Source organism: Paraburkholderia dioscoreae (assembly GCF_902459535.1).
Taxonomy (GTDB): domain Bacteria; phylum Pseudomonadota; class Gammaproteobacteria; order Burkholderiales; family Burkholderiaceae; genus Paraburkholderia; species Paraburkholderia dioscoreae.
In genome coordinates this window covers 1-13,742 of the sequence record NZ_LR699556.1, presented here as the reverse complement: position 1 = coordinate 13,742, position 13,742 = coordinate 1, and the positions used below count along the sequence as shown (strand labels likewise).

Sequence of the window (13,742 nt, the reverse complement as noted above, 5' to 3'; positions counted from 1 at the left end):
GTTATCGGAAGACTATGGGATTGGGCAATCACATCCGCCAGCAACTCGCCGCCAAGGCGTTGATGCGGCAACTGGAGCGCGTCTCCGAAGAAGTTAAGACGCCCGGCGCACCGCTCGCCGTCAGCGGCACGCGCGCGGCGCAGGACGCCTCTCGCGCCGCGCTGTGCAGCTTCGAGACAATGCCTGGTTATCAGCAGGTCGAAATCCTGCGGCAGATGAGTGAGAAGCTGCAGGTGCAGTCGCCGTTCTTTCGCGTGCACGAAGGCATGGCAGGCGCAACCACGCGGATCGGCGGGGCCGAGTATCTGAACTACGCGAACTACAACTACCTGGGGCTCGCCGGCGATCCGCTGGTGTCCGGGCGCGCGAAAGAAGCGATCGACCGTTACGGCACGTCGGCATCGGCGAGCCGGATGGTTGCCGGCGAACGGCCGGTGCAGCGCGAACTGGAAACGGCGCTCGCGTCGTTTTATGAGGCGGACGATTGTGTCGTGTTCGTGAGCGGCCACGCCACCAACGTGACCGTGATCGGCTCGCTGTTCGGGCAGGGCGACCTGATTGTGCACGACTCGCTTGCGCACAACAGCATCGTGCAGGGCGCGCAGTTGAGCGGCGCGAAGCGACTGAGCTTTCCGCACAATGACTGGCAGGCCCTCGACGCGCTGCTCGCGCGCGTGCGGCACGACTACCGGCGCGTGCTGATCGCTATTGAAGGGTTGTACAGCATGGACGGGGATATCCCCGATCTCGCGCAGTTCGTCGCGATCAAACATCGCCATGCCGCCTTCCTGATGGTCGACGAGGCGCACTCGCTGGGCGTGCTTGGCGCACGCGGCAAGGGCGTGCGCGAGCATTGCGAGGTGGCGAGCGCGGACGTCGACATCTGGATGGGCACGCTGAGCAAGACGCTGGCGGGGTGCGGCGGTTTTATCGCCGGCTCGCAGGCGCTGGTCGATATTCTGCGGCATCTCGCGCCCGGCTTCCTGTATAGCGTGGGTCTCGCGCCCTCGCTCGCGGCGGCGTCGCTCGCCGCGCTCGAGCGCCTGATCGCCGAGCCCGAACGAGTTGTGCTGCTGCGCGCGCGCGGCAAACAGTTTCTCGACGAAGCGCGCGCCGCGGGTCTCGATACTGGCAAAAGCGCGGGCTATGCGGTCGTACCGATCATTACCGGCAGCACCTTGAAGGCGGCACAATGGGCCAACGCGATGTTCGCGGACGGGATCAACGTGCAGCCGATCTTCTATCCGGCCGTCGAGGAGAAGGCGGCACGTCTGCGGTTCTTCATCTGTTCGACACACGAGCCCGAGCAGATCAGCCGAACCATCGCGGCGCTCAGGCGCCTGCCCCGTTAACGAGGACAGGCTGCCATGTACGCCGTTCAAGCAGAGCGCACCGAGGGGCGCCATCGTCACAGCGAGCCGGGCTTGCTGCGCTTTCGCCCGGCCCGGCCGGAAGACGCCGAAGCATGCGCGCCACTGATCTTCACCTCGGGCGTGCGGGAGTTCGGTTTCTTTCTCGGTGTACTCCCCTGGACATGCATCGAATTTCTGGAATTCGCGTTCACGTCTAAACGCGGGCGCTTCTCGTACCGGCGTCATCGCGTGGCCGTGACCGACGACGATCGGGTGGTGGCCGTGCTGGCGGTGCACGACGGCCGCCAAACGTGGTTCGACGATCCACATGTCGCGCTGATGTTGCTGCTGTTTTTCGGCGTGCGACGCACAGTTCGCATGCTGTTGCGCGGACTGGTGCTGGAGAGCGAATTGCCCGCGCCGAAATCGTCGCAGACTTTGATCGCGCATTGCGCGACGGATGAACTGAGGCGCGGCACGGGCGTGTTCAGCGCGCTGTTCATGAATGCATTGCATACAGGCTTGATCCACGGCGACGGCGGGCAGCAGATCGTCCTCGATGTGCTGGTCAGCAATACGCGCGCCTACGATCTGTATCGACGCTTGGGTTTTGTCGAATTGCCGCGCCGCGGCCCGCTCGCGCAGCGTTTGCCCCGCGAACTCGAATCGGTGCGGATGCAGTTTGCAGGAAGGACTTGAGTGGGCCGTTCAGGAACGCCGCCCCGGGCGAGCCTAAATATCCGTGAGCATGGCGATTGGGGTGCTGTGATGGGTTGAGAGGATCAGCTCAGCGCACGCGGCGCTGTATTGACCACATAAAAAACATATTGAAAGGAAATAATGACCATGCAGATTCATCCAGTGATTCTTTGCGGCGGCAGTGGCACCCGGCTGTGGCCGATGTCGCGCGGCGGATATCCTAAGCAATACCTGAAGCTGACTGGGGAAAATACGCTGGTTCAGCAGACCGCCCTGCGACTACGAGGCGTCGCCGACATCGCCGCGCCGATCGTTGTGACGAACAACGAGCAGCGCTTTCTGGTCGCAGAACAGTTGCGCCAGGTTGACGTCGCGTCGTCGGCGATCGTGCTCGAACCGGTCAGCCGCAACACGGCGGCAGCGATTGCGGTGTCGGCGCTGCTTGCGTTGCGCGATTCTCCGGAGTCGCTGCTGCTCGTTCTGCCGTCTGATCACGTGATCGCGGACGAACCGGCCTTCGTCAAGGCGGCTAGGGCCGCCGCGCAGATCGCGAAGGACGGCTACCTGGTTACCTTCGGCATCACGCCGACGGAGCCGCACACCGGCTACGGCTATATCCGTGCGGGCGCGGCGCTCGTCGACGGCGCATCGACCTTCGCCGTCGACTCGTTCGTCGAGAAGCCGGATGCCGCGACCGCCCGCCGTTTCATCGTGGAAGGCGGCTACTACTGGAACAGCGGCATGTTCATGCTGAAGGCGTCAACGTATATGGAAGAACTGCGCTGCTACGAGCCGGAAATCGCGCTGCAAGCGGAGCTTTCGCTGAAGGCCGCGCAGCACGACAACGACTTCGTGCGTTTGGACGCGCAAGCGTTCGCCGCCAGCCCGAACATTTCGGTCGACCATGCTGTGATGGAGAAAACCAGGCGTGCCGCCGTGGTCGCCGTGGCGAATCTCGGTTGGAACGACATTGGTTCGTGGACCGCGCTTGCCGGGATTGCCGAGCGTGACACGCAAGGCAACGCACAGATCGGCGACGTGTTCACCGATGCGGTGACCAATTCGTACATTCGCGCCGAGCACCGTCTGGTGGCGGCGATTGGTCTGGATAACGTAGTAATCGTTGAGACCGCCGATGCCGTGCTTGTCGCACATCGCGACCAGGCGCAGGACGTGAAGAAGATCGTCGAGCAGTTGAATACGCTGGGGCGTCACGAGTCGGTCACGCATCGCCGCGTGGTGCGACCGTGGGGCTCCTATGAAGGCATCGACAGCGGCGACCGCTTTCAGGTCAAGCGCATCGTCGTCAGCCCGGGCGCGCAGCTGAGCTTGCAGATGCATCACCATCGCGCGGAACACTGGATCGTCGTCAAGGGCACCGCGCTCGTCACGAACGGCGACAAGGAAATCATCCTGACCGAGAATCAGTCGACGTATATTCCGCTCGGCATTACGCACCGGCTGCTGAACCCGGGCAAGATTCCGCTGGAGTTGATCGAAGTGCAATCGGGCGCGTATCTCGGCGAAGACGATATCGTCCGTTTCGAAGACACCTACGGCCGCGCGCCGAAGGCGTGACGAAGCAAAGGCTAAGCTGCCTGCGGCGAGCCCGATTTAGGACTCCCGGTCGACGCGCAGCGCGGCCTGGAAGCACAGCTGACTTGCCCTCGATACTGGAGCTGTTCAGAAGGCGTGCCTGATCCCGCTGGACGATGTGAGGGTTATGTCCACATCGTGAAAAATCTGGCCAGAAAAGCTTGACGGGGAACGGATGTGGGCACTGTCTCAGGGGCGGCAGGGTATACGGGCAAAAGCACCCATCGGACAGAAATGTCGGGCCAAATGAACCTTATGGAAGGTGCAGAAAACACGGATTCTCTTTCGTTCGCGACGGTAAAGGACTGGCAGATTGACGCCACGAGCCAGCACGTCGCGATGCGCCTGTCGGTGGAGGGGGCATCGGAGGTGTCAATTGCTGCAGGCGAACACGGCTTTCTGCTGGCACCGGAGCAGGCACGCCAGATCATCCGTGACCTGAGCGCGGCGGTGCTGGCAATGGACGTAAAGATGCTCGCCGGGCGGGAGGATGCAAACGACAGCAATGCCAATCTTCGCGAGGAAGCGGATTCTGACCGCTATGACGAGACCGTGTTCGCGTCATAGCCCGGGCAGCTCACTTGCAAGGCTCAGGCTTCACTTATGACGCGCCCGGCTGACAGTTACCTGCGCTTCCTCCAACTGACCGAGGCATTGCGCGGTTTACCTATGCTTGCGGCGCTTGACCCGCTCGAAGAATGCATTCTGACGCAGGTGGCTTGCACCGCACAAGACAATGCGCGGCTATCAGTCCGGGATCTGATGGTGCAGAGCGAACGCGGCTCACCCGCGACGCTTCACGGTCGCTTGAAATCGATGCGGAGAAAGGCTGGGTCCGCTCGCGGACACCGATGATTCCAAGCGCAAACAGATCGAGCTTTGATACCTTGCTTGCCGAACAGCCGATCCCAGATATCAGTCAGTTTGAAAACACGAACCGGATCGATGACGAGCCATTTGCCGGTTTGCGTGGCGGATGGCTGCGCCGTTGCTCTTGTCCACCGCGTTTTATTACGATCACATGCGGAAAACGCTGCGATGGCTAGTGGGACGTTGTCGCGCGCAGTTGTAAATTGATACAGCAACGCAGTTAGGAATTGATACACCTCGTTGTAGGGTTGCTCCTTTTGGGCGGCCCGTGATCAGCTACGAGGAGTACATGGAAATCGAGATTCTGCGTCGCCAGGGAAACAGCCTTCGGGACATCGCGGTCGAGACCGGCATGGCAGTCAACACAGTCAGGAAGTATCTGGAATCGGGTCCGCCGCAGCGTAAGGCCCGTCAGCCAGTCGTCGGCAAGCTTGCGCCCTTCAAGGCCTATTTGCAGGGCCGTGTCGAAGCAGCGAAGCCGGACTGGATTCCGGCGACGGTGCTCAAGCGGGAGATTGAGGAGCGCGGCTACACGGGCGGTTTGCGTCGGGTGCAGGAGTATCTGCAGAAGCTTCGCCCCGCTGCACGCCCCGACCCGGTGGTCAGATTCGAGACAGAGCCGGGACATCAGATGCAGATGGACTGGATTGAGTTTCGTAAGCCGGGGCACAAACTCGGCATGCTCGCGGCGTTCGTTGCGACGTTGGGCTACAGCCGTGTCAGCTACGCGGAGTTTGTCACCGACATGCGTATCGAAACGCTGCTGGCTTGCCATGTGCGGGCATTCGAGGCATTTGGCGGCGTCACCAGAGAGATCGTGTACGACAACATGAAGACGGTGATTCTGAAACGCGATGCCTATGGCAAGAAGCAGCACCGATATCATCCGGGGTTCGCTGACTTCGCCAAACACCATGGGTTCGTGCCGCGCGTGTGCAAGCCATACCGCGCGAAGACGAAGGGCAAGGTCGAGCGTATGAACGGATATCTGCGCTATAGCTTCTGGGTCCCGTTGGTTTCAATGCTCAAACAGGCAGGGCTCACAGCCGACTGCGGCCTGTGCAATGAGCGCGTCAGGCTGTGGTTGCGCGACGTCGCCAACGTCCGGGTGCATGGCACTACCAAACGGGTTCCGGCCGAGGTGTTGCTCGAGGAGCGGCCGCATCTTCTGCCACTGCCGGCACCATACGTGGGACGATCGGTTCGAACGGGAGCGACGCCACATCAGCAGCCGAAACCAGCATCACGGTACGCGACCTCGGAGTGGAACAAACCGTTGCAGCACCCGTTGTCGGTCTACGACGCGTTCAGCCGCGCACAGGAGGTAAGCGCATGACGCCGCAGCTCGAACGACTGACTGTGTTGTGCAAGCAGCTCAACCTGCTGCACTTGCCGACACAGATTGCGCACCTCGGCCAGATGGCCGCCAAACGCGAGCTCGGCTATCTCGACTTCCTCGAACAGGCCTTGAAGGATGAAGCGATGGCACGCGCGGAGCGAATGCGCCGGATGCTGACGCGTCTGGCTGGATTCCCGGCAATCAAGACGCTTGATGAATTCGACTTCGAATTCGCGCTCGGCGTACCGAAAGCATTGGTTCTCGAACTCGGCAGTCTTGCCTTTGTGGAGCGTGCCGAGAATGTCGTGCTGCTCGGACCCAGTGGCGTTGGCAAAACCCATCTTGCCGTCGCGCTTGGATATCGTGCAACGCAGGCCGGATTTCGCACCCGCTTCATTACTGCCGCCGATCTGCTGATGCAATTGACGACAGCGTTGCGGCGTAACCAGCTGGAGGAAACTATCAAGCGGATCACGAAGCCATACAGGCTTCTGATCATTGACGAGATGGGGTATCTGCCCATGGACCGGGAGCAGGCGAACCTGCTCTTCCAGGTGGTCGCCAAACGGTACGAAACCGGAAGTCTCATCCTGACCAGCAATCTTCCGTTCGGCCAGTGGGACCAGACCTTCGCTGACGATGCAACGCTCACGGCGGCGCTCCTCGACCGGCTGCTTCATCACGCACACGTCGTGCCGATCTCCGGCGACTCGTACAGGCTGAAGGAAAAACGTCAGGCCGGCATGATCAACCGCATCCCACCACCGCACCTGAACGACGCGGACGATGTCAAACGCAAACGCAACTCGAAGGAGGCAGCACTCAGCTAATAACCGTATGCGCAGGTGTATCAAATTCAAATTGCGTTTGCGTCCGAAGCTGTATCAACTTGAGATTGCGTTTGACAACGTTGGGCAGCGGAAGCCAATATACCGTGGTTGAACTGGTTGAGTATGAGTTGTTGAAGCGCACCGAGATTTATAGCACGGTGGATTTCAACAAGGCAACAGGTGCCGCAGGCGTCGAATTGACGGGGCGGAGTAATCAGAGGGGGGTGCGATAGGGATGCGGAGTTTCTTCTGACCTGATAGTGTCGGTTAAACCGACAGATGGAATGTCAGGTTCCCTTCGCAGCCTTCGTAAAGGCTTCGCCGAGCTTGTCGAAATGACGCAGCGCGGCTTGTGTCAGCTCGATCTGTTTCCGCCGCGCGTCCTCCGTGTCGCTGAGCATGATCCAGCCCTTTTCTCGCATCGACGTGATTCGGGCGTGTAATGTGGCAGGCGACCCCAACTCGCTTTGCGCCATCATGTCCCGTACCGACAGCCGGTCCTTCGCCCGGGTTGCGCGAGCTACAAACTCAAGTATCCGCTCTTCGAGCGGATCGAGCGCGGCAAGCATAGGTAAACCGCGCAATGCCTCGGTCAGTTGCAGGAATCGCAGGTAAATATCAGCAGGACGTGTCATTGCTTACGCACTGTTGAGGATGGGCTGTTGAAGATAAGCGCTCGCGGGGACGACATGCAGGCGCGTTATGATTCGCTCAATAATAAACATGGAAGAGCAGTTTACCGCAATGTCTAGCTTACGTTTGCATTTCTGGTCGATCACTGGGACTCTGATCGCGTTTTTGATCTCGCTGTGGATCAACCAGGAGGTGTTCACTCACACGTCTTTCGTTCGAGGCATAAACTGGATTTTCCTGCCGTCCGGTGTTCGGCTTCTCAGTACGTTGCTCGTTGGATTCGATGGGTTCGTCGGCCTGCTGGTTGGCGGTCTGTTGATGGACTTTTTCTATTGGTTCCCGCACGACCCGGTTCGCGCAATCGCGGGAGCCATTCTGGGTTCGATGGCTCCCTATCTGGTTTACAGACTTGCATTGGAGCGCTACGAGCTGAAGGCGTCGCTGACAAATCTCACGCCGAAGCGATTGCTCGTATTGAGCGTTGTGTACTCGGTGGCGAATCCGCTGCTACACCACATCTGGTTCGCGTTGCGAGGCAATATGCAAAACATTGCCGAAAGTTTCTTCATGATGTTCGTGGGCGATCTGACCGGTGCACTGATCATGCTATATACGATGAAGGGGATTTTGGCCTTGTTGCCGAAACAGCCGAGCAACTCCCGCATGTCGAATCGCATGTTCAGCATTCAGTTGGCGTTGAGCAGTGCCTACACCAATCAGTTAGCAACGAAGCCTACCTGATTGAGTAGCCATCGGATGGCCGGAGGGAGGATGGCGGAAAACGACGTCTTTTTTAACAGACGTCGCCGAAGCTCGATGTCAGGTTTTCCGTATCAGTCGCTGTATCCCCAGTACGCTCCGAGCGAGATCGGTCCATAGTTAGAATCCAGTTCGAGGCTCCGATCGATGCCAAGAACAACGGCAGCGAAAGAGCAGGCAGTCGTGCAGCCTTGTGCGCCGTTCTGATCGATGCCAGCGGTCACAGACATCGAATAAATCACAGAAGCTGCGTAGCCGGTGCCTTGGCCGTAGCCCATGATGTTGTCCATCGGTCCCGACCCTTGTGTGCTGAATACGGCATCTGCGGGTGGCACCGGTAGAGGTGCGGCTACGCTCGCGCTCGAATTCAATACCAACTTTGCGGACGAATTCGGATTGGCGTTGGAGATCAATTGAAGACCGCCGGGGGAACCGGTCGCCGGAATAACCTGTACGGTATCGATCACTGCATCAGGGCGAGTCTGGTTTGCAGGGAAAGGAGTGGCAATCGGATCGAAGCTTTTGGAATCAACGTTGTTGGCACGGAGGATGCGGGATAAGGCCGCGTTCAGGGTTTTTACAGCGCCAGCAACAGACGCAGGTGTAACAAGCGTTGATAGGGTTTTGCTATCGGCCAGGTCGAACGGGTTGCCGCTTTGCGTCATCAGCGCCGAAACAGCGGTTGTCAAAGTCGTGACGTTCGCAATGACTGGGCCGGATGAACTGGTGGGCACACTTGCCACGACAGACGTGAGCGGTTGTGCGGCGCCGCTAGGATCCGTAGCAAAGATAGCAAACGGTGCGGTGAGCCCGGCTAGCGGTACCTGATAATTGCCGTTCGCATCAGTAGTTGCCAACACGCTTGCCGGTTGCATCGATGACAGTGACGTGGGCTCCGCTAATGGCTCGCCCGACTGCGACGGTTCCGCTCAATGACGCGGGTGCTGTTGCGGCCGGTGCGTTGCTACTTGCTGACGGCGAATTGGAACCGCCACCACCGCACGCGGCGAGCGTTACGGCAATAGCTGCGCAAAGAGTCACGCGCGCGGCCTGAGGTTTACGAAAAGAAGCCTTCATAATTTGCTATCCTAATTGACCTATTGTCCTGCCTACTTCGAACGATGATTTGACTCAGATCGGATGGCTGCCTGTTGATTTCATACCGGCTTTCTTCTTTGTTGATCTGCTCAGCACGATGACACTGAGACGGGCGATTTTCTAATGGTTATAAATAACATATCAATGTGAGCGAGGACAGACACGCTCGTTTGTGTGATAGCTGCCGTCTGGCAGCGAACTTCAGGGCTGGATTAGAATTTTTTGCGGGTTGAGGCAGCGAACATGTCAGCGTGGCAAGTTCGTCGCTGTCTTGCCGTCTTCGGGTGGATTGCTAGCAAGGCGCTCATACAAAACGGGCCAATCGACTGCAAGCAGCGGTATGGTCTTGTCGTCGCGGGACAAATAGGCGAAGAAGCGCTGCCAGCCGTCAAGGAAGATGCCTTTTCCAGGACTGAGTAAGCAGGGCGGTCTGGCTACCTGGGGGACTGTCACGTGTGGAAATTGTGCAACGACAGTATCAAGAATTGTCGATCGGATGTTCTGCAAGTTTTCGCTGTGCATGCCGACCGAGAGGTAGCTCTCTACTGCTTCCACCACACAAGTCGTGTTGAGTTCAACATAAGCAGCGCGAACTTCATTGAGAATTACCGATGTGACAACTGCTTGTGCCTCTGGGTTGGTGGATGTTCGCTTTAATATAGGAAGCTTGGCGAAATGAGGCAGGGCTCGAAAACTTGTTTCACCGCCTCGCAGCGCATCTTGAAAATTCGGATAGCAAGCCAGCCACGAGGGTGAAGCGCAACCGACCGGTCGAGATTCTTTGACTACTCCATCGACCGTGATGGCGCGTTTATGTTGCTGCAGTTCTCTCAGGTTCATTGTTATGAAAACTATAACTATTAGTCGACAGGTTGGCAAGTGTTGTCGCGCGGTCACGGCTACAACAAGGTTAGCGGTCACGTCAGGGTAAACTTTAGGGGTCCGCGCAATTTTTTGGGGGATACCCGTTGCCCGTTCGGCCATAGTTGCAGATACGGGGTGGTGCTGCGTGCAACGCGATCTAGGTACAGCAGGGCATCTCAGAATCGCTTGCATTCCGGTGAGCAATGATGCGCCTGCGTCGCAGAGCGGGTTCTGGTCGAAGGCAATCGTCGGTAGCGGGCCTGTCATAAATTTTGTGTGTAAGGCATAACATGTAGCTCAAGGAGCATGTATGCCACGCAAATTGAAGACGGCCACCGGGGCCCAGACGGCGTTGCCGTCGATTCCGAAGGAATTGATTGACCAGTTCGTGAAGGGGCCGATGACGGCCGAGGCGGTGCACGCCGCTTCAGCCGCGTTCAAGAAGGCACTGATCGAGCGCGCACTGGGTGCCGAACTCGGACACCATCTGGGCTATCCGGCCGGCGCCGTGCGGCCCGAAGATGCGACCAACCAGCGCAACGGCAAGAGCGGCAAGACGGTGCTGACCGACGACGGTCCGCTACGCCTGGAGATACCGCGCGACCGCGACGGCAGCTTTGCCCCGATCCTGATTCCGAAGCACGAGCGGCGTTTTACGGGCTTTGACGACAAGATCATCGCGATGTACGCGCGCGGCATGACGGTGCGCGAGATCCAGGGGTTTCTGGTCGAGCAGTACGGTACGCAAGTGTCACCGGAATTCATCAGCTCGGTGACCGATGCGGTGATGGACGAGGTGGGTGCCTGGCAGGCACGCCCGCTCGAGCCGATGTACCCGGTGGTGTTCTTCGACGCACTGCGCGTGAAGATCCGCGAGGAAGGACTGGTGCGCAACAAGGCGATCTATCTGGCGCTGGGCATCCTGCCTGACGGCACACGGGACATCCTGGGGCTGTGGATCGAGAATACGGAAGGCGCGAAGTTCTGGATGAAGGTGTTCAGCGACCTGAAGGTGCGTGGCGTGCAGGACATCCTGATCGCGGTCACCGATGGACTGAAGGGCATGCCTGAAGCGCTGGGTGCGGTGTTTCCAGCCACCACCCTGCAGACGTGCATCGTGCACCTGATCCGCAACTCGCTGGACTACGCGAGCTGGAAGGATCGAAGGGGGCTGGCGGCTGCCATCAAACCGATCTACACAGCCGCAGGGGCTGAAGCCGCACAAGCCGAACTGGACGCGTTCGAACAGGGCGAATGGGGTAAGCGATTCCCGACGGTAGTAGCCGCCTGGCGTCGGGCCTGGGATCGCGTGATTCCCTTCTTTGCGTTTCCGCCTGCGGTGCGCAAAGTGATTTACACCACGGATGAAATCGACAAGCCCCTGCTTGATATTTTTATGAGGTCGGCGTTCCCGGCCACACCAGTGGTACCTCGCGTTTGTTGGGACGCGTCTGCTTCCATCGTGAGAACAGGCGTTGATAGGTGCGCTCGGCCTGCTCGGCTATGGCCCGTTCCTGGTCGCGTACGCTCTTCAGGCTGTAAGCGGCAGCCGATCCTTTGCGCGAGCCGTGTTGTGCCGGCATGCCGGACTGCAACTCCAGGGCGCGCAGCTTGTGTGCGGTCAGGGCTGGACGATCCCAGGCGAACGGCTCATTGCGCGTGAGCACGTACCACACGATGACCGCCAGTTTGCGTGCCGTCGCGACAATGGCGACCTGCTGGCCGCGACGGTCGCGTACGCGCAGGAAGAAAGCGCGCAGAGGGCCGGGCGCCTGTGCTGCGCCCCAGGCTGCCTCGACGAGCAATCCTCGCGCGTACGAACGTCCCCGCTTGGTGATGTGACCGTGCCTGGCGGGCGTTGGGCCCGACTGATAGACCGACGGGTTCAGCCCGAAGTAGCTCACCAGCTTCTCCGGATTGGGAAACCGTTCAACGTAAGCGATCGATTCAACGCACCAAGTTGTTGATGGTCGGCGATGGACAGGCGAGTTCTCAGGTCACGCCGGAGACGTTGGAGTCGGTGAGAGGCAGGGGTGCCCGCAATCGTATGCCGGAGGAGGCGCTTCGCTCCGGTCAGCCACTACCAGTTGCAACCTGTTGCTGGCGCGCGTAGTTGAACGGCAGCAGATCGGTTACGTCCGCATCTGGCGCGCGCTGTGGCAGTTCCGTAAGCACGTGCAGCAGATAGTCGTATGGCTCGACACCGCAGGCCCGGCACGTCAGCACGAGACTGTAGATCGTGGCGCTGGCTTTCGCGCCGTCGACCGTATCGCTGAACAGCCACGATTTTCTCGATGTCGCAAAGGGCCTGATGTCCCGCTCACAGACGTTGTTGTCAATCGGGGCACGGCCATCAGTGGCGTAGCGAGCCAGATATTCCCACTGGTTCCGTGTATAGGCGATAGCCTTGCCCAGCAGGCTTTGCGGCACCATCTTCGGCGCCAGTTCATCGAGCCATGCCTTGAACGTTTCGAGCACCGGCGCGCTATGCTGTTGCCGCAGGCGGTATGTGTAGTCGGCGCGGGTCTGACCGGCAGGCAGGTTGCCTTTGGCCAGCGCCTCGACACGGTACAGGGCCTGGAAGTATTCGAGCGCTTTTGCCACGCGTGCGTTCGGCGCCTTCGGTTTTCCGTCATCCCCTTTTTGCTGCGCTGCCTTGTCCGCCTTGACGAACAGCCTGCGCGCATGCGCCATGCAGCCGAAGTGCGTCGCTTTCTTCAGTGTTCGCCAGGCACTGTATCCGTCGCTCATCAACATGCCGCTGTAGTCACCCAGGAACTTCTGCGGATGCGTCTGGCCGCGCCCGGGCTGATACTCGAACAGCACGACCGGTTCGGCACAATCCTGCGCACTCCGGTAGACCCATGCATAGCTTTTGCTCTGCGCCGCCCGACCAGGCTCATTGAGCACCTGAAGCGTCGTCTCGTCGCCGTGAATCAGTGGCTGCGATAGCAGTGTCCTGTACAGCGCGTCGTACAGGCGACGGTAGTGAAGTTCACTGGGGCGGATCACCCATTGCGCGAGCGTGCCCCGACTCACCGGAATCTGCCAGCGGGCAAGTGCCGCCTGCATCCGGTACAACGGCATGCCGTCGACGTATTTCGCGGTCGCGACTGTCGCGATTACCGAGGCATCTGCATGGCTGCCCGGAATCGGCTGCACCGGCATCGGCGCGAGCACGACCGGTGTATGTTCGGCGTGCCGCTCGCAGTGCCGGCACGCATACTTTGCGCGCGCGTTCTGGCGAACCGTCCATTTCACCTCGACGTGCAGCTGTTCACTGACATCCTCGCCGATGCGATGCATCGGATTGCCGCAGCACGGGCAGCCTCGCTGCTCTTCGGGCAGATCGTACTCGACGCGCTCCCGCTTCAGGTATGCCGGCAACGGCTTGCGTCCGGCCTTGCTGCGTTCAGGCTGGCCGATCGTTGGCAAACCGGTGTCGGGCAGCCCGGGCCCCGCATCCTCGTCGCTGGGTTCACTGGCGAGTTGCTCCGCCTCGTCGAACATCCGGTCCTGGCGTTTCTCGCTCTTCGGTGCGTAGCGCTCGGATTGCAGCAGACGGACCTGCTCCTCGAGCTGTTCAATCCGCTGGCTCAGCTCGCCAATGCGCTTCGTGTCGCCGGCTACGCGCTCTTCGAGATCGTGTATGTAGCCCTGGACGGCATGGGGCACGCGCTTGAGATCGGGTGCATTCGTCAT

At 59.8% G+C, this 13,742-nt stretch carries 11 protein-coding genes and 4 pseudogenes; 10 read left to right on the top strand and 5 right to left on the bottom strand.

The genetic code is table 11. The features are described from left to right. Nucleotides 1-14: 14 nt before the first annotated feature. From PDMSB3_RS36925 to PDMSB3_RS38135, 8 genes and pseudogenes are all read left to right on the top strand, one after another. Entirely contained in the window at nucleotides 15-1,352 is a 1,338-nt protein-coding gene (locus PDMSB3_RS36925; protein WP_165190181.1) for an aminotransferase class I/II-fold pyridoxal phosphate-dependent enzyme, read from the top strand. Nucleotides 1,353-1,367: 15 nt separating this feature from the next. Continuing rightward, nucleotides 1,368-2,051 (top strand): GNAT family N-acetyltransferase, encoded by a 684-nt coding sequence (locus PDMSB3_RS36920; RefSeq protein WP_165190179.1) that lies wholly within the window; start codon nucleotides 1,368-1,370, stop codon nucleotides 2,049-2,051. 147 nt (nucleotides 2,052-2,198) lie between these two features. Next, on the top strand, nucleotides 2,199-3,629 hold the full coding sequence (locus PDMSB3_RS36915) for a mannose-1-phosphate guanylyltransferase/mannose-6-phosphate isomerase (RefSeq protein WP_165190177.1): 1,431 nt from the start codon (nucleotides 2,199-2,201) through the stop codon (nucleotides 3,627-3,629). Between the two features lie 264 nt (nucleotides 3,630-3,893). Further along, nucleotides 3,894-4,214: a hypothetical protein gene (locus PDMSB3_RS36910; protein WP_165190175.1), complete on the top strand. Its 321-nt coding sequence runs from the start codon at nucleotides 3,894-3,896 to the stop codon at nucleotides 4,212-4,214. Between the two features lie 36 nt (nucleotides 4,215-4,250). Next, nucleotides 4,251-4,527: pseudogene (locus PDMSB3_RS38140) on the top strand (winged helix-turn-helix domain-containing protein); the annotation flags it as partial. A 258-nt stretch (nucleotides 4,528-4,785) separates the two neighbouring features. Further along, entirely contained in the window at nucleotides 4,786-5,853 is a 1,068-nt protein-coding gene (gene istA / locus PDMSB3_RS36905; RefSeq protein WP_021163056.1) for an IS21 family transposase, read from the top strand. Further along, a complete protein-coding gene (gene istB / locus PDMSB3_RS36900; protein ID WP_007176182.1) occupies nucleotides 5,850-6,686 on the top strand; it encodes an IS21-like element helper ATPase IstB in 837 nt (278 codons plus the stop codon). Before istA ends, istB begins: the two co-directional genes overlap by 4 nt. An 80-nt stretch (nucleotides 6,687-6,766) precedes the next feature. Then, a pseudogene (locus PDMSB3_RS38135) lies at nucleotides 6,767-6,939 on the top strand (porin); the annotation flags it as partial. A gap of 34 nt (nucleotides 6,940-6,973) precedes the next feature. Here PDMSB3_RS38135 and PDMSB3_RS36890 read toward each other — a convergent pair. Further along, the gene (locus tag PDMSB3_RS36890) at nucleotides 6,974-7,321 is read right to left on the bottom strand and encodes a winged helix-turn-helix domain-containing protein (protein WP_165190173.1); all 348 of its coding nucleotides are present in this window, start codon (nucleotides 7,319-7,321) and stop codon (nucleotides 6,974-6,976) included. Nucleotides 7,322-7,430: 109 nt separating this feature from the next. Between PDMSB3_RS36890 and PDMSB3_RS36885 the strand changes: the two genes are divergently transcribed. Further along, nucleotides 7,431-8,060, top strand: a complete 630-nt coding sequence (locus PDMSB3_RS36885; RefSeq protein WP_165190301.1) for a hypothetical protein — start codon at nucleotides 7,431-7,433, stop codon at nucleotides 8,058-8,060. Nucleotides 8,061-8,152: 92 nt separating this feature from the next. Here the strand turns inward: PDMSB3_RS36885 and PDMSB3_RS36880 are convergent, their stop codons facing one another. Together PDMSB3_RS36880 and PDMSB3_RS36875 are read right to left on the bottom strand one after the other, a co-directional pair. Beyond that, nucleotides 8,153-8,935 carry a hypothetical protein gene (locus PDMSB3_RS36880; protein WP_165190171.1) on the bottom strand — a complete coding sequence of 261 codons (783 nt, stop codon included), beginning with the start codon at nucleotides 8,933-8,935 and terminating at the stop codon, nucleotides 8,153-8,155. 487 nt (nucleotides 8,936-9,422) lie between these two features. Further along, complete coding sequence (locus PDMSB3_RS36875) at nucleotides 9,423-10,016, bottom strand: hypothetical protein (protein WP_165190169.1); 594 nt, start codon at nucleotides 10,014-10,016, stop codon at nucleotides 9,423-9,425. 334 nt (nucleotides 10,017-10,350) lie between these two features. On the opposite strand from PDMSB3_RS36875, the pseudogene PDMSB3_RS36870 reads away from it, so the two are divergent. Next, a pseudogene (locus tag PDMSB3_RS36870) lies at nucleotides 10,351-11,413 on the top strand (IS256 family transposase); the annotation flags it as partial. Between the two features lie 21 nt (nucleotides 11,414-11,434). Here PDMSB3_RS36870 and PDMSB3_RS36865 read toward each other — a convergent pair. Both PDMSB3_RS36865 and tnpC read right to left on the bottom strand, forming a co-directional pair. Beyond that, a pseudogene (locus PDMSB3_RS36865) lies at nucleotides 11,435-11,974 on the bottom strand (transposase); the annotation flags it as partial. Nucleotides 11,975-12,113: 139 nt separating this feature from the next. Further along, nucleotides 12,114-13,742 carry an IS66 family transposase gene (gene tnpC, locus PDMSB3_RS36860; protein WP_165187048.1) on the bottom strand — a complete coding sequence of 543 codons (1,629 nt, stop codon included), beginning with the start codon at nucleotides 13,740-13,742 and terminating at the stop codon, nucleotides 12,114-12,116.